This is a genomic window from Streptomyces sp. Isolate_45, assembly GCF_024721315.2.
Lineage (GTDB): Bacteria > Actinomycetota > Actinomycetes > Streptomycetales > Streptomycetaceae > Streptomyces.
This window is the reverse complement of the sequence record NZ_JANFAK020000072.1, coordinates 21229-41703: the sequence shown is the minus strand read 5'-3', so window position 1 is coordinate 41703 and position 20475 is coordinate 21229. Positions and strand designations below refer to the sequence as shown.

Here is a 20475-nt window from a genome sequence, read left to right as displayed (position 1 = left end):
GGCCCCGGACGCTCGGGTGGTGCCCCGTCAGATGCGGTGGGGGCCGCCGTAGTAGCCGCCCACCTGGCGGTGGTAGTCCTCGTTGCCGAGGTGCTTGTCCTTGTCGAACTCGGGAGCGTCCTTGATCTGCTCCTTGGTCCGGTCGACGTAGATCTTCTGCTCGTCCGGGTCGACACGGCTGACCGTGCCGGCGGGAAGGAGCACTTCCTTGCCGAAGATCCACGGGCCGGTGTCGACGACGAGGTACGCCGACCCGACGTCGTCGGAGTGCTTGTCGACCTTGCCGATGGAGCCGTCCGTGGCCTCGACCTTGTAACCGGTCAGGTCCGTACCGGCCAGGTGGCCGGACGTGTCGCGGTAACCCCATACGTTTTCAGTCATACGAACAACCCCTTCATTGATTTCGGTGGCTGCTTTCCCGGCCCCTTTTGGAGGCCCGGGGTGCAGTACCGTCAGGAATTCGCCTGCCCCGGAAATGTCGTCCGACACTCTCAGGACGGATCGTTCCGAATGTGCGGCGGGGACGGTCGCCGATCTTTGGAGGCAACCGTTCCCGAATGCGTCACGGCAACCGCCCCTCCTGGGCGCGGCTACCCGAAAACCTCGGCCGTACTACCGAGCCGTACTACCGGGCCGTGCTACCAGCGGTACCAGCGGCCACTGCCGCCCTTCGGGCGGGCGACGAACCCGACCAGCCACAGCACCAGTACGGCGATGGCGACCCACCAGAGGATCTTCACCGCGAAACCGGCACCGAAAAGGATCAGGGCGAGCAGAAGAACAAGAAGCAGGGGAACCATAGTTATTACCTCCGAGGCTCCTTCTGTCCGCCGGCCGCCCGAGCATGCGCGGGAAATTTACTTGTTTCTTATCGGTGCAGGCGGGAAGCCGAGAGGCGCGCCCGCACGCGGCTACGCGTAGGGCGAGTCCGAGTCCGAGTCGTCCTGGGCGGTGGACAACCGGGGCTCGATGTCGCCGGCCCAGGAACGGGCCCAGGCGCGGAGCGTGGTAATGGCGTCGTCGTCGAGGCCGTAGGCGGCGAATTCCTCGTCGTCGTACCAGTCGGCGCCGTTGAGGCGGGCGTGGAGGTCCTCGAGGCGGAACTCGTCTCGGCCGTGCCGGGCGCCGAGGCGTTCCAGGCCCGCGAAGGAGTGGTGGCGGCGTGCGGCGTGGACGTCGATGAGGTCGCGTGCGGCTCCGCGGTCGGCCAGGGCTCGGACCTTGGTGCCGATCACGTCGTCGAGGGCGAGGACCGGCCCGTACTCGGTGTCCTGCGGGGCGAACCAGAGGTTCTCCTTGAGGACGTCGACCTCGCAGCGCCCACCGCCACCGCCCCGGAGGTCGGTGACCATCAGGCGGGCGGACAGCGGGTCCACGCCGATGACGTCGACGCCCCAGCCGCGCTTGGTGAGCTCGTGGACCAGGTCGGCGGCGATGTCGTCCATCGGGGCCGGGTTCTCGGTGGCGACGTCGAGGTCCTGGCTGAGACGGTCGACGAGGCCGTGGGCCTGGACGGCGTAGCCGCCGGTGATCACGAGGGGGTAGGGGCTGCCGATTGCGATCACGTCGGCGAGCAGCCGGCGGTGGAGTGCGGTGAGGTTCACGCGGCCGGATTCACGCGGCCGGGGACGACGTCCGGGTGGTGAGGCGCGGGAAGGCGTCCTCCCACACCTGTCGGACGTGGCGGCTGATGAGGGTGCGCAGGACGGGCCACTGCGTGAGCAGCAGGTGCTGGTCGAGGAGGTCCCTCAGGTCGTCGCGCAGGCCTTCGGCGAGGACGGTGCGGTAGAGGCTCATGCGCTGGCGCGGCCGGTCCAGGTCGTACGTGCGCAGCCCCGACCAGGCGATGTGCGGGGGCAGCGTGACGAGGCCGGAGGTGGGGCCGGTCAGCTCGCCGAGGGAGGCGGGCAGCCGGTCGGCGTACCGGGTGCGCAGGACCTCGCCGGCCTTGGCCGGGGGGACGGGAGAGGACAGCTGCTGCGCCATGGGGCCAGTATCGCGCGTCCCACCCGTCCCCGGCACCGCGGACGTGACGTCCCGCCCCGGGACGGCGGGCCGCCGGGGCCCCTCCCGGGGTTGCCCCCGGGAGGGGTGGGTGGGGTGGGTGGGGCCCGTACGCGCCCGGGTGGCCGGCTGCCCCGGCGTCCCGACGGGCACGGGGAGCTGGCGCGCCCGTCCTGGTCGACGCTCCCGTACCGGCCTTCCGGCCCGCCGCCCGCGGTGGGCCGGAAAGGGGGTTCGGCAAGGGTGATCAGGCGAGCTTGATCAGGCGAGCTTGATCAGGCGTTGACGCAGGTGTTGCCGAAGGCCGGGTTCAGCAGGCCGATGACGCTGACCGAGTTGCCGCAGGCGTTGATCGGGATGTGGATGGGGACCTGGATCAGGTTCCCGGACAGCACTCCGGGCGAGCCGATGGCGGCACCCTGCGCGCCGGCGTCCGCGGAGGCCATGGAGGCTCCGCCGAACACGACGGCTCCGGCGGCGAGGACGAGACCGGCGCTCTTCAGAACACGCGACATGAGGGTTCTCCTTCACGAACGTGGGACCGGCCCGCCCCCGGGGGAGCGCGCCGCACCGGCCCGCCCGGGCCGGCAGCTGCGATTCGTCGTCCGCACGGGTCCGGCTTGGTGGTCGCCGGGTTCTTCCCCCGCACGGGTGACGCCCGCGTCCCGCTTCGCCGGCCGGGATCCCGAAAGATCACCAAAGGATCGAGGGTGCTTCAATGCTCGTGTCGCGACCACCACTTGCGGCTTTCCCGGCGACGAGAGAGACGTTCCTTTGGGCCGGATATTGGACGTGTACGAGACCGTGGTCAATCCGAGTTATCGGTTGTTGGGTCTGGTGGATACGGCTGTGGATCCGTGCGCACCGGACGCGAGCGATTCGAATTGGCTGCTGCCCGCCCCCGGCATGGTCTATCTACAGGTACCGTCCCAGGTCGTCCGGATGGCCCTGCGGCTGGAGAGCTGGTCCACCCGCCCTCCGGAACCGGGTGGGGATTGGTTCGGCCGGGAAGAGGTGGAGGTGGAACTTCCAGGGTGTGACCTCGGCCTGGCCACCATCGACTGCGGGCGGACGGACATCCCCCTGATCCTGCCCTCGCCCGGCTCGTACGGAATGCGATGGCAGTGGATGTTCAACAGCGAGGAAGGCCCCTTCGTGTCTCCGCTGTCATGGCAGACGCTGGAGATTCCGCCGGTGCGGGAAGTGGAATTCGACGGCGCCGATCAGTACTGCCTGGTGCAGATCTGGCGGACGGCCACCGCTCCCCGAGCCGGGTGACGAGGCTGTTCGAACCTGTCGGAACGGCTCGACCGCCCTGCCGCTCCGAAGGCGCCGGCTGCCGAGATCCGTACGGTCGAGCGATCGGGTCACCCGATCGCGAGTTCCGCCACGGCCGGGGCCGCCGTGACGCGATGCTCGCAAGGGCGGCGCATGACCGGCGTCGCCGGGGCGCGGGGCGAGCGGGGGAACGTGATGGCGCGGGACGCGGGGCCGGAAGGCCGGGCGGTGCTGCTGGTGGCCGGGCTGGCCGATCTGGCTGTGACGACGGCGGGTTCGGCGTTGGGCGCGGTGATGGGCACGGTGGGCGGACTGCTGCGCCGTTCGGACGCCGCGGAGTTGGCGGCGGAGGCCGAGCACGACCTCATGGCGCGCGGCCGCCTGGTGCTGGACCGGTACGCGGCCGTACCCCCGGCCCACTTGGAACTCCTCGCCCGGCACGTGCTGGCCCGTGGGAACCATGGCGAATGACCGGTGGGCGCCGGCCGCCTTCAAGGCCCGTGTCGACGAGGTACTGACCCGGGTCGTCGCCGAGGAGGCGGACCGGTTCGCGGCGATCGACGCGAGCCTGGCCGCGGTGGCCGAGCGGTTGGAGGCTTCCGTCGCGCACGGCAAACGGTTGCGGGCGGCGTTCTGCTACTGGGGCTGGCGGGCGGTGGGGCAGCCGGACAGCGACGCCCTGGTGCGGGCGGCGGCTTCCATGGAGCTGGTGCACGCCGCCGCGGTCGTGCACGACGACCTCATCGACGACAGCCCGCTGCGGCACGGGCGGCCCACCGCGCACGTCGCCCTGCGTCGCGCCGTGAGCGGTCGACGGGGGACCTCCGACGCCGTGGACGAGGTTGCTGCCGCCAGGTCACTGGCGATGCTGGTCGGGGACCTGCTGATGTCGCTGGCCGGGCAGCTGTTCGCCACCTGCGGCCTGCCCTCCGCGTACGTGGCCCGGGCGCGCCCGCTGTGGTCGGTGATGGCGCGGGAGCTGATCGCCGGCGAGTGCCTGGAGATCCTGCGTACCGGGACCGGTCCGGACACCGCGACGGCGCTGAAGGTGGTCCGGTACAAGACCGCCAAGTACACCGTCGAGCACCCCCTGCTCATCGGCGGGGCCCTGGCCGGTGCCGGGGCGCGGTTGCGCGAGGGCTATTCCGCGTACGGGCTTCCGCTGGGGGAGGCGTTCCAACTGCGGGACGACCTGCTCGGCCTGTTCGGGGACCCGGAGCACACCGGCAAGGCCAACGCCGACGACGTGCACGGCCACCGGCCCACGACCCTGCTGGCCGAGACCTGGCGGCTGGCCGACGACGAGGCGCGGGAACTGCTGCGGACCCTGCTGGGGCGACCCGACCTGAACGGGGAGGACCTGGACGTGGTCCGCTCGACGATGCGCCGGCTCAAGGCCCCCGACCGGATCGAGGACATGATCGCCGCGCGGGTCGAGGAAGCCCTCGCCGCCCTCCACGAGCTGGCCGTACCCGAGCGGGCCGCCGGCGCCCTGACGGCCCTGGCGCATTCGGTGTCGGTCCGGTCGTCCTGACCCACCCGGCCGGGACACGGCCCCCCTGACCCGAGCGCCTTCCCCGCCTTCTCCGCCTTCCCCCTCCTCCTCCGCTTCTCCGCCTTCAAGGAGCACCGCCATGACCCGGACCGAGGCGTCGATGGACGCCCTGCGGCAGACCGGTGACCAACTCGCCGACGCCACCGTCGCCACGCTCTTCGAACGCGGGGAGGTGGGCAAGTTCAACACCCTGATGCGCTACGTCTCCACCGCCGGGTCTCCCCTGCCGGACGGTCTGCCCGACGTCGCCAGGGAGTACCTCGAAGCCACGAGCTTCCCGCCGTCCTGGGTGGACTGGGGCGAGATGGAGAAGGCCAGGCTCTTCTTCATCGACAACAACGTGCACATCTCCACGGCCCTCTCCTTCGCCTCCATGCCCGCCTGCTACCTCGTTCCGCACGTGGCGAAGCTGCTGTCGACCACCCACGGGTTGAAGTACCCCTCGAAGCGGATGGCGGAGACGGGCCAGTTCACCGTCCTCCTGATGCAGCCCGACGCCTTCGAGGCCGGCAGCCGCTTCGTCCCGGCCGTCCAGAAGGTCCGCCTCCTGCACGCGGCCATCCGCCACCACCTCGTGCGCGAGAACCGGTGGGACACCGCGACGCTCGGGACGCCGATCTGTCAGGAGGACATGATCGGCGGGCAGATGTTCTTCTCGCTGCTCGTGCTGGACAGCCTGCACCGGCTGAACATCCACATGTCCACGGAGGGCGCGGAGGCCTACTACTACGCCTGGCGCGTGGTCGGGGCCATGCTCGGCGTCGACCAGGAGGCCGTCCCCGAGTCCCTCGACGACGCACGCCGTTTCCTCGACCTGTACATGATCCGGCACATGGGGCCGTCCGAGGAGGGCGCGCTGCTGACCCGGCAGCTCATCGACCTGTACGAGGAGATCGTGCCCGGGACGTTCTTCGACCCGGTCGTCTCGGCCCTCATCCGCCATCTCGTCGGCGACACCTGCGCCGATTGGCTCCGGGTGCCGCGCACCCCGTGGGACACCGTCGTCAAGGCCGCGCCCCATCTGCTCGGCATCCTGGAGACCATCGAGGACCGCTCCCCGCTCGGCGCCTGGGCCCTGGACCGACTCGGCCATCTCACGACGGTCCTGGAGCTTTCCTCCCTCACCCGGGGGCGCGTCATGCACTACGCCATCCCGGAACAGCTCAAGAAGGACTACGGGATCACCGGCACGGTGCCCCGATCGCACCGCTGGAGTCCCCCGGCCACCTCGGTCCCGTAACGCCCCCGGGGCCGAGGGCCGAGGGGCCGAGGCGGCCGGAGGGGTCAGGCGCGGCAGCGCAGCATGGTCAGCGGGACGTTGCCGTCGAGGTCGTCCCAGAACTCCTTGCCGTACTCGCGCACGCCGGCGGCGGAGATTTCCAGGGGCACCCAGGTGATGTCCTTGAAGCCGGCCGCCTCCAGGCTCTTCTCCCAGACCTCGCGGCTGGGCGGGTTCGCGACGAAGGAGATCGGCGGGTCGAGGAGCGCGGTGATCCGCACGCGCGGCCCGATCTCGGTTTCCTCACCGAGGGATTCGCACAGGAATCCGTACTTGGCCAGGGACGGCCCGTCGAACCGGTAGTCCGGGTTCTGCCCGAAGGCGAAGAAATCGGCCCCCTCCGCGACGCTGCGGTGGATGTTGCGACACATCCGCTCGATGGTGGCGACGTCCTCGGCGTAGTTGAACAGTTGGACCGCGACCGCGATGTCGAAGGGCTGGTCGAAGGAGCGCAGTTCGGCGACGTCTCCCACCTCGTAGTCCACTCCGAGTGGGTCGCGGTCCTCCAGGGCCCGGGCCGCGTCGATCATCGCGGAGGAGATATCCACGCCCAGGACGTGGGAGGCGCCGCGGCGCTTGAACTCCCGGCTGTAGAAGCCGGTCCCCGAGGCAAGGTCGAGGATCGACCTGCCGGTCACGTCCCCGACGAGGGCGAGGAAGCCGGGGACCTCCCCGTAGCGCGCGAGAGGGAGGGTCTTGAAGCCCTCGAACGCCTCGCCGATCTCGTCGTACAGCTGACTGCTCATGGTGCTGATCCCCCTGTTGTCCCCGGCTTCGGCCTTCTTTCGGACCGATGCCCATGACCGGAAGTCTTGCTCTCGTCACCCGGGACGTCGTACTGGCGGATCACACGAATGTGGCATGCCTGTTTGGTGTGCGGATCGCATGAGCGGCACGGGGGTTGATCGGACGTCGCGCGGCGGACGGGAGTTTTGACGACAGGCCCTAGCGGGGTTCGTGGGCTGCCACGCGGCAGGCGCCGTTCGCGGCGCCGCCCGGCACCCCGGCTTCGGTCAGCCCGTTCACGCAGCCCTGGAGGTCGCTGCTGACGCCCCGTTGGCACGCGGTCGTGACGGCCTCGGTGACGGCGACTCCCGTCTGGGCGGCCGTGCGGGTGCAGGCGGGGATGTCCGCCACGGCGGTGGGAGCGGCGAGGGCCGTGCCGCCGAGGGTGAGGCCGGTGAGGACACCGGCTGCGATGCGGGTCGACGTGCGCATGGGACGCACCTGCTTTCCGAGCCGTCACGCGGCCCGCCCGCGGCGGGGGCTCGGGGCGGGCACACGGGAAGGGCCGCTCGACGGTGATCCGTGAGCCGCCCGGCGAGGCGGCTCACCACCGCAGGGTGCTGTGGGGACGCCCCTCGTCGTACTTCCACCGTACGACCGGCCGCGCCCGCACACGAGCGCAGGGGCCTCAGGCGGGCAGGGAGGCGAGCCAGTCCGTCAGGAGGCGGTTGACCTCGGTGGGGTGCTCCTGCTGGATCCAGTGGCCGCAGTCGTCGAGGATCCGGGAGGAGAGCAGGCCGGGGAGGGTGGTGGGGAAGGCGCGGATCGCGTCGGTCAACCACGTGGTGGAGGCGTCCAGGTCGCCGCCGATGAACAGGGACGGCTGGGTGATGGGGGCACCGTCGAAGTCGGCGAGGTCCTTCCAGTCCCGGTCCATGTTCCGGTAGCGGTTGAGCCCCCCGCTCATGCCGGTCCGCTCGAACTCCCCGCTGTAGACGTCCAGGTCGTCCTCGCCGAGCCAGGCGGGCAGCCGGTCGGAGGGGAAGCGGTCGCGCAGCCTTTCGCCCTGCCCCCGGCTGACGAAGTGCGGGGAGGGGGCGTCGGGCGCCGGCTGGGTGCCGGCGGACATGGCGGCGTAGAAGCCCGCGAGCCAGCCGCGCACGTCGGGTTCGATCTCCGCCTCGGCCCGGCCGGGCTCCTGGAAGTAGGAGATGTAGAACTCCTCGTCCCCGCCCATGCCCGCGAAGACCTCGCTGGGCCTCGGACCGCCGCGCGGGGCGTACGGGACGCTGAGCATCCCCACCGCCCGGAATACGTCCGGCCTGGTCAGGGCGGAGTTGGCGGCGATGGCCGACCCCCAGTCGTGGCCGATGATCACCGCGGACCGTTCGCCCAGGGCGTGCACCACCGCGACGTTGTCCTCGACCAGTTCCAGCATCCGGTAGGCCTCGCGGTCGCCGGGCTTGGAGGAACGGCCGTAGCCGCGGACGTCGATCGCGGCCACGCGGTACCCGGCCGCGGCCAGGACCGGCATCTGGTGGCGCCAGGAATACCAGGATTCGGGGAAGCCGTGCACGAGCAGCACCAGCGGCCCGGCGCCCCGCTCCACCACGTGGATCCGGCCCGCGGGCGAGGGGACCAGTCGGTGGGTGACTTCCGTGGCCTGCTGCGACATGAATCCTCCGGGGTGTCCGACCTGCCGTGCGCCAAGATCGCTACCCGATCATGCCTCCGATGGTGCGGGCGTGGCGAGCGTTGTTGCCGGTTCGGCAAAACGCCCTCCGGGACGTCCGGGCGGGCGGGCGCGACGATGGACCATGGACCACATGAACGCCTTGCCCATGCTGACCGCCGTCGAGATCGCCACGGAACGTCTCCGGTTGCGAAGGGCGCGGGACGCCGACATCGGCGGCCTCGTCGAGCTCCGGACCGATCCGCGGGTCCGCGCCCACCTCGGCGGCCCGCGGCCCCGGAGCGTCGTCGAGCGGTACTTCCGCACGCACGGCGTCGGCGCGCTTGCCGACAGGCCCGGAACCTACGTGATCGCCGACAAGGAATCCGACCGTCTCATCGGCACGCTCGTGCTCGACCGCCGCTCCGCAGACCTCCCCGGACACGTCAATGAGGAGGGCGAGGAGTTGGAGCTGTCGTACCTGGTCCGGCGCAGCGGTTGGGGTGCGGGGTTGGCGTTCGAGGCCACCGCGGCCGCGTTGCGCGCGGCGGCCGACGAACTGCCCGACCAGCCGGTCCTGGTGGTGACCCAAACGGCCAACGAGCGTTCGCTCAGGCTCGCCACCCGCCTCGGCTTCCGGCCCGTGGGCACCTTCGAGGCGTACGACGCGGAGCAGGCCCTTTGCGTGGCCGACCTGCACTCGTTCAAGCCCGTGGCCCCCGGCCCCTGAGCGGCGCCGCCCGTGAAGGGGCGGGTCCCGGTGCGGGGCGGCCCGTGCGCGGCGGCCGGCGGGTGTTCAGTGCGGGAGCACCCAGTTCGGTGACCAGGTGCCCGGGGTGTCGTGGCCGGTCGGGGTGGTGGCGAGGTGGGCGCGGAGGGTGGCCAGTGCCGGGTGGGGGTTGTCCCTGTGCCACAGGAGAGAGTGCGGGTAGACGGGCGTCGGGTCGGTCACCGGGATGCGTCGCAGGCCGTGGCCGGCGGGCCAGACGAGGCGGGTCTGCTCGCCCATGAAGGTGGCCAGGGCCGGGGTGTCGGCGACGGTGTCGAGGAGTGCGTCGGAGCCGAAGTTGGGGCCGGTCGCCTCGATGGTGAGGCCGAACTCGGCGACGAGGTCGTCGTAGTAGGCGGCCCACTCGGTGCCGGGGACGATGCCCGGCATCCAGATCCGGTGCCCGACGAGCCGTGCCATGGTCACCGACCGGGCCGCGGCCAGCGCGTGGCCGGGGCCGGTGAGGAGTTGGAGCGGCTCGTCGAGCACCCGGACGGACTCGATGTCCTCGGGCAGGGGCCGGCCGGGCGCGGCGACGGCGCGGAAGGAGGCGTCGATCGCGCCGGAGCGGAGGGCGGCGACGGCCGTCCCGATGTCGAAGAGCATCACCACGTCGAGGTCGATCTCGGGGTGCGCGCTGTGGAATCCGCGCATCAGGCCCGACCCGGCGACGCGCGAGGCGATGACGTCGACGCGCAGCGGCCGGCGGCCGGTGCGCACGGACGCGACGGCGCGGTCGGCCACGCGCAGCAGCTCGCGCGCGTGGGGCAGGAAGGCCTGGCCGTCGATGGTGAGTTCGGCGCCGCGCGGTGTGCGGGTGAACAGCCGCACGCCGAGGGCGCGTTCCAGGGCCGCGATGCGTTTGGAGACGGCCTGCTGGGTGACCCCGAGCTCGGCGGCGGCCTCCTGGAACTGGCCCGCGTCGGCGGCGGCGACGAACGTGCGGACGGTGTCGAGGTCCATCCGGACACCCTAGGGTCACAACCATTGGTTGTGGTGGAAGCCCTCCCGGTTGTTTGATCCCTGGTCGCCCCGCTCGCTTTGATGGTTCCGATCGCGGATCGGTTGTGGGCGAGGAGCTTCGTACGTGAAGAGCGGGCACCGGCTCGGGCGGCGGTTCGGGTGGTTGTGGGCGGCGTACGGGTCGAGCGCGCTCGGCACGTGGCTCGCCTTCGGCGCGTTCCCGCTGATCGCCATCGAGGTGCTGCGCGCCGGACCTGCGGAGGTCGCGCTGCTCGCCTCCGTCGGGGCCGCGGTGGGTGCGGCGGTGGCGGTTCCGCTCGGCCCGTGGGTCGAGTTCCGCCGCAAGCGGCCGGTGCTGATCGCGATGGACCTGGTGCGGTGCGCGGCGCTGCTGACGATCCCCGCCGCGTTCGCGCTCGGCGTGCTCGGCTTCGTTCAGTTGCTGCTGGTCTCGGTCGTCGTCGCGGCGGCCGACATCACGTTCCGCGCCGCCTCGGGCGCGTACCTGAAGACGCTGCTACCGGCCGAGGACCTGCTCGTCGCCAACGCCCGGTTGGAGTCGACCGCCTGGGCGACCACGATCGTCGGACCGCCGCTGGGCGGAGCGGCGATCGGGCTCCTCGGTCCGGTGGCGACGGTGGTGGCCGACGCGGTCAGCTACCTGCTCTCGGCCCTGGGCCTGCGCGCGATGGGCGGGCGCGAGCCCCGCCCCGAGCGTCCCGAGCCTCCCGAGCGCCCCGGGACCGCGGCCGGGCGGGGCGCGGGCATGCGGGCCGGGGACCTGCTCGACGGCTGGCGGTACGTCCTCGCCGATCCGACGCTGCGCCCGCTGTTCTTCAACACCGTCCTGTTCAACGGCCTGGTGATGGCCGCTTCCCCGCTGCTGGCCCTCCTGATGCTCGGTCCGCTCGGGTTCGCGCCGTGGCAGTACGGCCTCGCCTTCGCGGTGCCCTCGATCGGCGGGTTGCTGGGCTCACGGCTGGCCCCGCCGCTCGTCAGTCGGTTCGGGCGGCACCGGGTCCTGGTCGTGGCCGGTGTGCTGCGCGCGATCTGGCCCGTCGGCCTGGCCTTCCTGGGCCCGGGGACGGCGGGGCTGCTGCTGGTGATGGGCATCGAACTCGGGCTCATCCTCTGCTGCGGGGTCTTCAACCCCGTCCAGGCCACCTACCGGCTGGAGCGCACCGCGGCCGACCGGGTGGCCCGGACGCTGTCCGCCTGGGCGGTGACGGCCAAGGCCTCGACCGCGCTCCTGACTGCCGTCTGGGGCGTACTGGGCGTCCTGCTCGGCCCGCGCACGGCCATCGGCCTGGCGGGCGTACTCGTGCTGGCGACCCCGTTCCTGCTGCCCCGCCGCGCGGCGGCTCCTCCTCTCGAGCCGAGTACGGCGCAGGCTCAGGTGTAGGCCGCCGTGTCACGTACCTCGCCGAACCGGGGGAAGGTCCGTGCCACCGTCAAGTGGTGTTCGTCCGCGGCGAAGCCGGACATCGCGTCGGCGACGAACTCCAGCTCGTAGCCGTGGTCGCTCGCGGCGCGCGCGGTGGACTCGACCCCCATCGTGGTCACCAGTCCGGCGAGCACCAGTGTGTCCACGCCCAGGTCGCGCAGCCGCTCGTGCAGGTCGGTGCCGTGGAACGCCCCGACGGTGCGCTTGACGACCAGGGTGTCGCCGGGCCGGACCAGGTCGTCGGCGAAGCCGCTGCCCGGCGGCTGCTCGCCGACGTTCGGCCGCTCCACCCGGACCAGCACCACCGGGCGGCCGTTCGCCCTGAACGCCCGCGCCAACCGGCGGCAGCGTGCCAACACCTCGTCACCGGTGTGCGGGGCGAGGGGCAACGCGATGATGCGGGGCATCAGGTCGATGAGGAGCAGCGCGGAGGTCACGCGGACGATGGTAGGTCGGACCGGGAACCCGATGCCCCCGGAATCGGTCGGTCCGGGGTGCGGCAGGATGGGCGGGTGAACGCACAACGGGGAAGCATCGAAGAACGATCCGTCGCGGATCTCGCGCGGGAACTCGTCGCGGCGGACGCCGGCGGCTGGACGCCGGACGGGGTGAAGGCCCTGGCGGAGCGGCTCGGATGGGCCTGGGGCGGTACGTCGGACCAGCCCGTCCTGGTCACCGGCCTCGCGTCGGGCAACGCCCGTCTGCGGCCGGTCGGCACGTACGAGGAACGCTACGTCGACAACGAGTCGTACGTGGAGCTGGCGGTCCCGCTGGCGACCGTCGCGAGCGACGCCGCGGCGCAGGCCGCCGCGTTCCGCGCCGCCAGGGAGGAACTGGTCGCGGCGCTGGGCAAGCCGTCCGTCATGGGTTCGCACGGCGAGATGGGCCCCTTCTACGACAGCGGGCCGCTCTGGGGCGCGCCCTTCACGCGCTGGCGCGGCAGGCCGAACACGCTGGAACTGCGGGCCGGGAAGTCGGGTCCCGAACTCGTCCTGCGGCCCACCGACCCGGCGGAGAACTGGTTCTGGCGCCAGGGCGTCGGCGAGGAGCACTCCATCAGCGGGTTCTTCGGCAGCACTCGTGACCCCGCCAACGCCGGCCTCGGCTTTCCCGGCGGCTGGACGGCCCGGAGTTGGGAGACCGTCAGCAGTTCGTTGGGCGACTTCCTGGGGGCGCTGCCCGCCGAGGTCCACGCCCTCGGCATCACCATCGGGATGCCGTTCTACGGGCGTACCGGCTCCGGTTCGCCCATCCTGTTCGACGTGGCGTGCGACGGCGACCGGCTGGCCATCGGCTGCTTCGCCCCGGACGGCGTCGATCCGGCGGCGCTCGGCTGGGGCACCGTGGCCGAGCACCCCGACACGGCTTCGATCTGGGGGGACGACGCCCGGGTGTGGCGCGTGGACGCGGGCGGCCCCGGCGAACCGAAGGGCCACGCGCTCGCGAAGATGCTGGTGGAGACGGCCAGGGCGGTGGGGGTGGTGGAGCCGACCGACCTGATCATCGGTGGGGAGGCCGACTACGTGGACGGTTACCACGTCACGTACTACGGCCTGGGCCTGCCGACCGGCTGACCGCACGCGCGGCCCGGCCCCGGCCCGCAGCGCGGCGCGGGTCGGGCCGGTCGGGTCGGATGGACGGGCCGCGGCTGGGCACCAGCGGGACATGGCCGTCCTTCGAAAGCTCGCCCGCCCGCTGCTCGCCGCTCCGTTCATCGCCGGTGGGCTGCGCACCCTGCGCCGCCCCGAGGCCGTCGCGGAAGTCGCCCAACCCGTCGCCCGGGAGATCGGGAAGCACGTCCCGTCCTTGGCCGGGGATCCGGTCCGGTTCGTGCGGGTCGCCGGTGCGGTCCAGACGGCAGCGGGTCTGCTGTTCGCGACGGGCCGCGCCCCGCGCGTGGCCGCGCTCACGCTCGCCGCCTCGCTGGTGCCGACCTCCCTCGCCACGCACGCGTTCTGGAAGGAGCGGGATCCGCACGAGCGGGCACGCCGGCGCGCCCACTTCCTGACCGACCTCGCGACCATGGGTGGGCTCCTGATCGCCGCCGCGGACACCCACGGCAAGCCCTCGCTCGCCTACCGCTCCCTGCACGCGCTCGACCACCGGCACCCGGTGCGGGCCGTACGCCGGCCCGCCGAGGCGGCCGCGGCGAGTACGGTCGACCGTGCCAGGGCGATCGTGGCCTCCCTGCCCGGATCCCGCTGAGCCGGGACGGGCCGGCCGTCTTCCGCCGCAGACCGTACGCACCGCACGCACCGCACGCACCGCACGACATCCGGGTCCCGGCCCCGCCGCCGGTCAGGACCCGGCCGGACCGACAAGGAGCACCCCGTGGCAGACGCCCGTCGCACCGCCCGCAACATGTCCGTCGCCTCGCTGCTCCGGCCGGCCCCGCTCGGACCGGGTCGTCTGACGGAGACCCTGAGCGCCGCCGCCCGGAACGCCCGGCGCCGCCGCGCCGCGGGGACCGCGGCCGTGTGCGCGACGGCGGCCGAGCACCGTCGCGGCTCCGGCGGGGGCGAGGCGCCCGGGCCGGATGCCGGCGGCCTGGAGCGGTGCCTGGAATCCCCCGGGCCCGGGGATCGTCGCGAGCGGGCCCACGAGGCGGTCGAGGCCCGCACCACGGGCCCCGACGACCTGGCCTCGCTCCTCGCCATGCTGGACCTGCGGCGCCGGGCGGAAGGCAGCTGAGGGTTCACTCCCTTGATCGCGCCGCCTCGCCCCCCGGTCGTCCGTCCGGTCCCCTGCTCGGGCCGGTCCGCGTTCCCGTGATCACCGGGGCCGCCACCCGAGTCGACGGCCCCGGGGTGCCGGATCGTCCTGCGGCGCGCACAGTGGGGCCTTGAGGACGTACGGCCGCGCCGGAGCGGTGCACAGGCACGGCGTCGGCCCGTGCCGTCGGACGAGTGAGGATGCCCCATGGTCCAGCCCGCCCCGCCCGCTCCCTCCCCCACCGCCTCCGCCGGGCCCGAGCCGCTCCCGGCGGACCACGTCATCGTCCTGTTCGGCGCGACGGGCGACCTGGCCCGGCGCAAGCTGCTGCCGGGGCTGTTCCACCTGGCCCGGGCGGGGCTGATGCCGGGCCGCTACCGGATCGTCGGCAGCGCGCCGGCGGCCGAGGCCCTCACCGACGAGGAGTTCCGGGAGCACGCGCGGCAGGCCGTGGCGGAATTCGGCCGCTCGCGGCCCGAGGGCCCGGCCTGGGAGGCGTTCGCGGCCGGCCTGTCCTTCGGCGCGGCCGACACCGGAGCGGCGGAACCGCTGGTGACGGCGGTCCGTGAGGCCGAGGCAGCCGTCGGGGGCAGCCCCCGCAGGCTCTTCCACCTGGCCGTGCCGCCCGTCGCCTTCGCCTCGGTCATCGACCTGATCGGCGCCACGGGTCTCGCCCGGGACGCCCGGGTCATCGTCGAGAAGCCCTTCGGTACGGACCTGGCGTCCGCCCGCGCGCTCAACGCGACCATCCACGCCGTCTTCGACGAGTCCCGCGTCTTCCGCATCGACCACTTCCTCGGGAAGGAGGCCGTCGACAACATCCTGGCGCTGCGGTTCGCCAACGGCCTCTTCGAGCCGCTGTGGAACCGCGAGCACATCAGTCACGTACAGATCGACGTGCCGGAGCACATCGACATCCAGGGTCGCGCCCATTTCTTCGAGGGCACCGGAACCTTCCGCGACATGGTCGTCACGCACCTGTTCCAGTTGCTGGGGTTCGTCGCCATGGAGCCCCCGGTCACCATGGAGGGCGACGCGCTCCGCGATGAGCAGGTCAAGGTCTTCCACAGCATGAGGACGCTGGACCCCGCCGGGGTCGTTCGCGGCCAGTACACCGGCTACCGGGGCGAGCCCGGCGTCGATCCGGCGTCGGACACCGAGACGTTCGTGGCGCTGCGCGTCGAGATCGACAACTGGCGGTGGGCGGGGGTGCCGTTCCACCTGCGTTCGGGCAAGGCCCTGGCGGAAGGCCGGCACGTGGTCACGCTCGGGCTGCGCGAGCCGGTGCTGCGGATGTTCCCGATGGACGCGCGTGAGGCGGCGGACGGCCGGGGCAACGAGATCGTCATCGACTTCGCCGATCCCGGCTCCCTCACCGCCCGGTTCCTGGTCAAGGAGCCGGGTCCGTCGATGCGGCTGGCGGAGGGCGACATGGTCTTCGCGTACCGCACCTCCTTCGCCGCCGAGAACTCCCTGGAGGGGTACGAGCACCTCCTCCTGGAGGCTATGCGCGGCAACCAGGCCCTCTTCACCCGGTCCGACGGCGTCGAACGGCTCTGGGAGGTGGCGACCCCGCTGCTCGACGCCCCGCCGCCGGTGGAGCCGTACGCGCCCGGGAGCTGGGGGCCCGACAGCATCGACGCCCTCGTCGCGCCGTACCGGTGGCACCTGCCGGACCGGCGGCCCCGCGAATCGTAGGCGTCCGCGGGTTCCGTCGGCCCGGCCTGGGTAGTCGGTGGCCATGGACCTGCTGACGCCCGCCGCCTTCGCCCCGCGTGCCGTCCGACAGTTGCGCCGCATCCGCGCCGCGTACGCCTGCGGGTTCGTCCTGTGGGCGGCCGGCGCCGGCTGGGAGGGGTGGCACCGTCCCGGAAGTCGCCACATGTGGATGCTCCTGCTGTTCCTCGCCCTGTTCAGCGGCTTGCTGGGGTTGACCGCCCTCTCCCTGTCCCGGCTGCGCAAGGCGGCTCGTGGCGCTCCGGCGGCATCGCCCGCGAGGCGGACCGCCGGTCGGCCGACGGACGCGTGACGGCGCGCCCAGGACGCCGGAGCGCGTGGGATGCCCGAGGCTGGGCAGTCGACAGTCATACCCACCCGTACCGGACATGAAGGACAGCCGTGGCTGCGAGCGGAACCCCTCCCCTGCACCGCACCGACGCCGGACACGACGCCGAGCGCGACACCGGACTCGATCCGGGTGCCCGACCGTCCGGCGCCCCGGAGGGCGGCGGAGGGCGCTCGCGCGTCGTGCTGCGGGTCAACGGCACGGACCGCGTGCTAGATCTGGACCACCGCGTCACCCTCCTCGACGCCCTGCGCGAATCGCTGGATCTGACGGGTACCAAAAAGGGCTGCGACCACGGCCAGTGCGGCGCCTGCACCGTCCTCGTGGACGGCCGGCGCGCGAACAGCTGCCTGCTGTTGGCCGTGGCGCAGGACGGCTCCGAGGTCACCACCGTCGAGGGGCTCGCCGACGCCGACGGAACACCGCACCCGCTCCAGGAGGCGTTCCTCGCGCACGACGCCTACCAGTGCGGCTACTGCACGCCCGGCCAGCTGTGCTCCGCCGTCGGTGTCCTCGCGGAGGCCGCCGCCGGACATCCCTCCCACGTCACGGGCGCGGCGCGGCCGCCGGGCCCCGTCGCGCTGTCCGCCGAGGAGATCCGCGAGCGGCTCAGCGGGAACCTCTGCCGCTGCGGCGCCTACAACGGGATCGTCGAAGCGGTGGCCGCCGTCGCCGCGGCCGAGGAGGGTGCCGACGCCGGCGCCCGGCCCGCTCCGGCGGCCACCGGCGCCCCGGACGTGATCGCGTGAAGCCCTTCGCCTACGTACGGGCCACCAGCCTGCGGGAGGCCGTGGACGCGCACGCCGGTCACCCGGGCGCCCGCTACCTCGGGGGCGGCACCAACCTCGTCGACCTGATGAAACACGGGGTCGAGGCGCCGACCACCCTCATCGACATCACCCGGCTGCCGCTGCGCGGGATCGAGGAGCTGCCGGAGGGGGGCCTGCGCATCGGAGCCGGCGTGCCCAACAGCGACCTGGCCGCGCACCCCCTCGTACGGTCCCGGTACCCGGCGCTGTCCCAGGCCCTGCTCGCGGGTGCGTCCGGGCAGCTGCGCAACGTGGCCACCACCGGCGGGAACCTGCTCCAGCGCACCCGCTGCCCGTACTTCCAGGACGTGTCCAAGCCGTGCAACAAGCGCGAGCCCGGCACCGGCTGCGGCGCCCGCGACGGCGTCCACCGCGACCTCGCCGTGCTCGGCCACTCCGAGCACTGCGTCGCCACGCACCCCTCCGACATGGCCGTGGCCCTCGCCGCGCTGGACGCGGGGATCGAGCTGTACGGGGGCGCGGAGGGTACCCGGAGCGTCGCCGCGACCGCGTTCCACCGGTTGCCCGGGGACCACCCCGAGCAGGACACCGTCATCCGCCCCGGGGAGATCGTCACCGCCGTGGTGCTTCCCCCGGCGGGCCCCGGCGCGGTGTCGCTCTACCGCAAGGCCCGCGACCGGGCTTCGTACGCCTTCGCCCTCGCCTCGGTCGCCGCGGTACTGGACCTCGCCGACGACGGACGCGTGCGGCGGCTCGCCCTCGCGTTCGGCGGGCTCGCCCACCGGCCCTGGCGCGCCACTCGCGCCGAGGAGCTGCTGGCGGGCGCCCGGCCCACCGAGGAGGCCGTACTCCGGGCCGTGGACGCCGAGCTGTCTCAGGCCCGGCCGCTGCGCGACAACGCGTTCAAGGTCGAGCTGGCGCGCGGCCTCGCCCGCGACGCGCTCGCCCGCCTCGTCCGCGCGGCCGGCGGACCGCCGCCCGCGGAGCGGCCCACCGCGTAGGCCACCGCGGGGAGTACCACGAGGCCGACGAGGCCGACATGGCCGTGTCCGCACCGATCAGAGAGGAAGCCGTCATGCGCTCCACCAACGCCCTCGGCAGCCCCACGCCCCGGCGGGAGGGGCGCGAAAAGGTCACCGGAGCCGCCCGCTACGCCGCCGAGCACACCCCGCCCGGCTGCGCCTACGCCTGGCCGGTCCCCGCGACGGTCGCCCGCGGGCACGTCACCGCCGTCGACGCCACGGCGGCCGCCGCGCTGCCCGGCGTCATCGGTGTGCTGACGCCGTTCGACGCACCGCGCCTGGGCCCCTCCGACGATCCCACGCTGCAACTGCTGCAGGACACCCGAGTCCCCCATCGCGGCTGGTACGTGGCCCTCGTCGTCGCGGACAGCCTGGAGGCCGCGCGGGGCGCCGCGTCGCGGGTGCGGGTCGACTACGCGAGCGAGCCGCACGACGTCGTCCTCGGCGTCGACCACCCCGACGCCTACACCCCGCAGGAGGCCAACGGCGGCCATCCCGCCCACCGGGAGCAGGGCGACCCGGACTCGGCGCTGTCCGCCGCCGCCGTACGGGTCGACTGCGCCTACGCGGTGGCGCCGCTGCACAACCACCCCATGGAGCCGCACGCCGCCACCGCCGTGTGGGACTCCGACGGGCACCACCTGACCGTGCACGACTCCAGCCAGGGGGCGGGCGCCGTCCGCGCCGCGCTGGTCTCCCTGTTCGAGCTCGCCGAGGACGAGGTGACCGTCGTCTCCGAGCACGTGGGCGGCGGCTTCGGTTCCAAGGGGACCCCGCGGCCCCACGTGGTCCTGGCCGCGATGGCCGCGCGCCACTACGACCGGCCCGTCAAACTGTCGCTCCCCCGCGCCCACCTGCCCGCGACGGTGGGACACCGCGCGCCCACCCTGCACCGGATCCGGTTGGGCGCCGACGCCGACGGGACCCTCACCGCCCTCACCCACGAGATCACCACGCACACCTCCCGCGTCCGGGAGTTCGTCGAACAGGCCGCCGTGCCCGCCCGCGTCATGTACGCCGTACCGGACGTGCGGACCACGCACCGCGCCGTCGCGCTGGACGTGCCGACACCGTCGTGGATGCGCGCGCCCGGGGAGGCCCCCGGCATGTACGCGCTGGAATCGGCGATGGACGAACTCGCGGACGCCCTCGGCATGGACCCGATCGAGCTGCGGGTGCGCAACGAACCCCCGACCGAACCCGACAGCGGCCGCCCCTTCAGCAGCCGCCACCTCGTGGAGTGCCTGCGCGAGGGTGCCGAACGGTTCGGCTGGGCGGGCCGTCGCACCCCGCTCCGCGAGGGCCCGTACCTCGTCGGTACCGGAGTGGCCGCCGCCACGTATCCCGTGCTGATCGCCCCTTCCACCGCCCGCGCGCACGCCCGCCCCGACGGCGGCTACCTCGTCGAGATCAACGCGACGGACATCGGTACCGGGGCGCGTACCGTCCTGGCACAGGTGGCGGCCGACGCCCTGCGGGTTCCCGTCGACAGCGTGTCCGTCGCCATCGGACACACCGGCCTGCCCGCCGCGTCGCTCGCCGGCGGCTCCTCCGGTACGGGGTCCTGGGGATGGGCCGTCCACGACGCCTGCGTCGCATTGGGCGCGCGCCTGGAACGCCACCACGGGCCGCTGCCGGCCGAGGGTCTGTCCGCGTCGGCGGACACCACGCAATCGGCCAAGCAGAAGTCCCCCTACGCCCGGCACGCCTTCGGCGCGCACTTCGCCGAGGTGCGGGTGGACACGGTGACCGGAGAGGTACGCGTCGGGCGCCTGCTCGGCGTCTTCGCCGCCGGCCACATCCTCAACCCGCGGACCGCGCGCTCACAGTTCAAGGGGGCGATGATCATGGGGATCGGGATGGCGCTCACGGAACACAGCACCGTGGACGCGGCGTTCGGCGACTTCGTCGAGAGCGACCTGGCCGCCTACCACGTGCCCGTACACGCGGACGTGCCGGACATCGAGGCGCACTGGATCGACGAACACGACAAGCACCTCAACCCGATGGGCAGCAAGGGGATCGGCGAGATCGGCATCGTCGGAACGGCCGCCGCCCTCGGCAACGCCTTCGCCCACGCCACGGGACACCGCCTGCGCGAACTGCCCCTGACACCCGACCGCGTACTGACCGCGCTGCACGCCGGCACCTGAGCGGGGGCACGGGCAGGGGGCGGTGGGGCGGTGGGCCGGTGCGTCGGTGCGTCGGGCGGCCCA

General features: G+C 73.0%; 24 protein-coding genes. 14 read left to right on the top strand and 10 right to left on the bottom strand.

The genetic code is table 11. The features are described 5' to 3' along the window. Positions 1-27: 27 nt before the first annotated feature. The 5 genes from NOD94_RS22735 to NOD94_RS22715 form a co-directional block, all read right to left on the bottom strand. Positions 28-381, bottom strand: coding sequence for a PRC-barrel domain-containing protein (locus tag NOD94_RS22735; protein WP_281207894.1), 354 nt, complete (start codon positions 379-381; stop codon positions 28-30). A gap of 257 nt (positions 382-638) precedes the next feature. Next, the gene (locus NOD94_RS22730) at positions 639-800 is read right to left on the bottom strand and encodes a hypothetical protein (RefSeq protein ID WP_053676175.1); all 162 of its coding nucleotides are present in this window, start codon (positions 798-800) and stop codon (positions 639-641) included. A gap of 111 nt (positions 801-911) precedes the next feature. Beyond that, positions 912-1604 (bottom strand): nucleotidyl transferase AbiEii/AbiGii toxin family protein, encoded by a 693-nt coding sequence (locus NOD94_RS22725; RefSeq protein ID WP_281207893.1) that lies wholly within the window; start codon positions 1602-1604, stop codon positions 912-914. Between the two features lie 10 nt (positions 1605-1614). After that, the gene (locus NOD94_RS22720; RefSeq protein WP_281207892.1) at positions 1615-1986 is read right to left on the bottom strand and encodes a hypothetical protein; all 372 of its coding nucleotides are present in this window, start codon (positions 1984-1986) and stop codon (positions 1615-1617) included. A 293-nt stretch (positions 1987-2279) separates the two neighbouring features. Beyond that, entirely contained in the window at positions 2280-2519 is a 240-nt protein-coding gene (locus NOD94_RS22715) for a chaplin (RefSeq protein WP_281207891.1), read from the bottom strand. Positions 2520-2796: 277 nt separating this feature from the next. Between NOD94_RS22715 and NOD94_RS22710 the strand changes: the two genes are divergently transcribed. The 4 genes from NOD94_RS22710 to NOD94_RS22695 all read left to right on the top strand — a co-directional run bounded on the left by NOD94_RS22710 (position 2797) and on the right by NOD94_RS22695 (position 6077). Further along, positions 2797-3282 (top strand): hypothetical protein, encoded by a 486-nt coding sequence (locus NOD94_RS22710; protein ID WP_281207890.1) that lies wholly within the window; start codon positions 2797-2799, stop codon positions 3280-3282. Between the two features lie 195 nt (positions 3283-3477). Next, positions 3478-3753, top strand: a complete 276-nt coding sequence (locus tag NOD94_RS22705; RefSeq protein WP_281207896.1) for a polyprenyl synthetase — start codon at positions 3478-3480, stop codon at positions 3751-3753. Beyond that, positions 3743-4816, top strand: coding sequence for a polyprenyl synthetase family protein (locus NOD94_RS22700; RefSeq protein ID WP_281207889.1), 1074 nt, complete (start codon positions 3743-3745; stop codon positions 4814-4816). Before NOD94_RS22705 ends, NOD94_RS22700 begins: the two co-directional genes overlap by 11 nt. A 100-nt stretch (positions 4817-4916) precedes the next feature. Beyond that, positions 4917-6077, top strand: coding sequence for an oxygenase MpaB family protein (locus NOD94_RS22695; RefSeq protein ID WP_281207888.1), 1161 nt, complete (start codon positions 4917-4919; stop codon positions 6075-6077). A 44-nt stretch (positions 6078-6121) separates the two neighbouring features. Here NOD94_RS22695 and NOD94_RS22690 read toward each other — a convergent pair whose 3' ends face one another. The 3 genes from NOD94_RS22690 to NOD94_RS22680 all read right to left on the bottom strand — a co-directional run bounded on the left by NOD94_RS22690 (position 6122) and on the right by NOD94_RS22680 (position 8517). Further along, the gene (locus NOD94_RS22690; RefSeq protein WP_281207887.1) at positions 6122-6862 is read right to left on the bottom strand and encodes a class I SAM-dependent methyltransferase; all 741 of its coding nucleotides are present in this window, start codon (positions 6860-6862) and stop codon (positions 6122-6124) included. A gap of 199 nt (positions 6863-7061) precedes the next feature. Further along, complete coding sequence (locus tag NOD94_RS22685; protein ID WP_281207886.1) at positions 7062-7334, bottom strand: hypothetical protein; 273 nt, start codon at positions 7332-7334, stop codon at positions 7062-7064. Between the two features lie 196 nt (positions 7335-7530). Further along, positions 7531-8517 (bottom strand): alpha/beta hydrolase, encoded by a 987-nt coding sequence (locus NOD94_RS22680; RefSeq protein WP_281207885.1) that lies wholly within the window; start codon positions 8515-8517, stop codon positions 7531-7533. Positions 8518-8668: 151 nt separating this feature from the next. On the opposite strand from NOD94_RS22680, the gene NOD94_RS22675 reads away from it, so the two are divergent. Beyond that, the gene (locus NOD94_RS22675) at positions 8669-9244 is read left to right on the top strand and encodes a GNAT family N-acetyltransferase (protein WP_281207884.1); all 576 of its coding nucleotides are present in this window, start codon (positions 8669-8671) and stop codon (positions 9242-9244) included. Positions 9245-9310: 66 nt separating this feature from the next. Here NOD94_RS22675 and NOD94_RS22670 read toward each other — a convergent pair whose 3' ends face one another. Further along, positions 9311-10246: a LysR family transcriptional regulator gene (locus NOD94_RS22670; protein WP_281207883.1), complete on the bottom strand. Its 936-nt coding sequence runs from the start codon at positions 10244-10246 to the stop codon at positions 9311-9313. Between the two features lie 124 nt (positions 10247-10370). On the opposite strand from NOD94_RS22670, the gene NOD94_RS22665 reads away from it, so the two are divergent. Further along, on the top strand, positions 10371-11648 hold the full coding sequence (locus NOD94_RS22665; protein WP_281207882.1) for an MFS transporter: 1278 nt from the start codon (positions 10371-10373) through the stop codon (positions 11646-11648). Here the strand turns inward: NOD94_RS22665 and NOD94_RS22660 are convergent. Continuing rightward, the gene (locus tag NOD94_RS22660) at positions 11639-12127 is read right to left on the bottom strand and encodes an isochorismatase family protein (RefSeq protein ID WP_281207881.1); all 489 of its coding nucleotides are present in this window, start codon (positions 12125-12127) and stop codon (positions 11639-11641) included. The two genes, NOD94_RS22665 and NOD94_RS22660, sit on opposite strands and share 10 nt — an antisense overlap. 75 nt (positions 12128-12202) lie before the next feature. Here NOD94_RS22660 and NOD94_RS22655 point away from each other — a divergent pair, with 75 nt between their 5' ends. The 8 genes from NOD94_RS22655 to NOD94_RS22620 all read left to right on the top strand — a co-directional run bounded on the left by NOD94_RS22655 (position 12203) and on the right by NOD94_RS22620 (position 20412). After that, entirely contained in the window at positions 12203-13264 is a 1062-nt protein-coding gene (locus tag NOD94_RS22655) for a hypothetical protein (RefSeq protein ID WP_281207880.1), read from the top strand. Positions 13265-13355: 91 nt separating this feature from the next. Next, positions 13356-13895 carry a DoxX family protein gene (locus tag NOD94_RS22650; RefSeq protein ID WP_281207879.1) on the top strand — a complete coding sequence of 180 codons (540 nt, stop codon included), beginning with the start codon at positions 13356-13358 and terminating at the stop codon, positions 13893-13895. A 126-nt stretch (positions 13896-14021) separates the two neighbouring features. Beyond that, on the top strand, positions 14022-14381 hold the full coding sequence (locus NOD94_RS22645; RefSeq protein WP_281207878.1) for a hypothetical protein: 360 nt from the start codon (positions 14022-14024) through the stop codon (positions 14379-14381). A gap of 228 nt (positions 14382-14609) precedes the next feature. Beyond that, positions 14610-16100, top strand: a complete 1491-nt coding sequence (zwf, locus tag NOD94_RS22640; RefSeq protein ID WP_281207877.1) for a glucose-6-phosphate dehydrogenase — start codon at positions 14610-14612, stop codon at positions 16098-16100. Between the two features lie 43 nt (positions 16101-16143). Continuing rightward, complete coding sequence (locus NOD94_RS22635; RefSeq protein WP_281207876.1) at positions 16144-16431, top strand: hypothetical protein; 288 nt, start codon at positions 16144-16146, stop codon at positions 16429-16431. A 218-nt stretch (positions 16432-16649) separates the two neighbouring features. Beyond that, complete coding sequence (locus NOD94_RS22630; protein ID WP_281207895.1) at positions 16650-17216, top strand: 2Fe-2S iron-sulfur cluster-binding protein; 567 nt, start codon at positions 16650-16652, stop codon at positions 17214-17216. Then, positions 17213-18238, top strand: coding sequence for a xanthine dehydrogenase family protein subunit M (locus tag NOD94_RS22625; RefSeq protein ID WP_281207875.1), 1026 nt, complete (start codon positions 17213-17215; stop codon positions 18236-18238). The genes NOD94_RS22630 and NOD94_RS22625 overlap by 4 nt, the downstream gene beginning before the upstream one ends. Before the next feature lie 74 nt (positions 18239-18312). After that, entirely contained in the window at positions 18313-20412 is a 2100-nt protein-coding gene (locus NOD94_RS22620) for a xanthine dehydrogenase family protein molybdopterin-binding subunit (protein ID WP_281207874.1), read from the top strand. Positions 20413-20475: the final 63 nt, after the last annotated feature.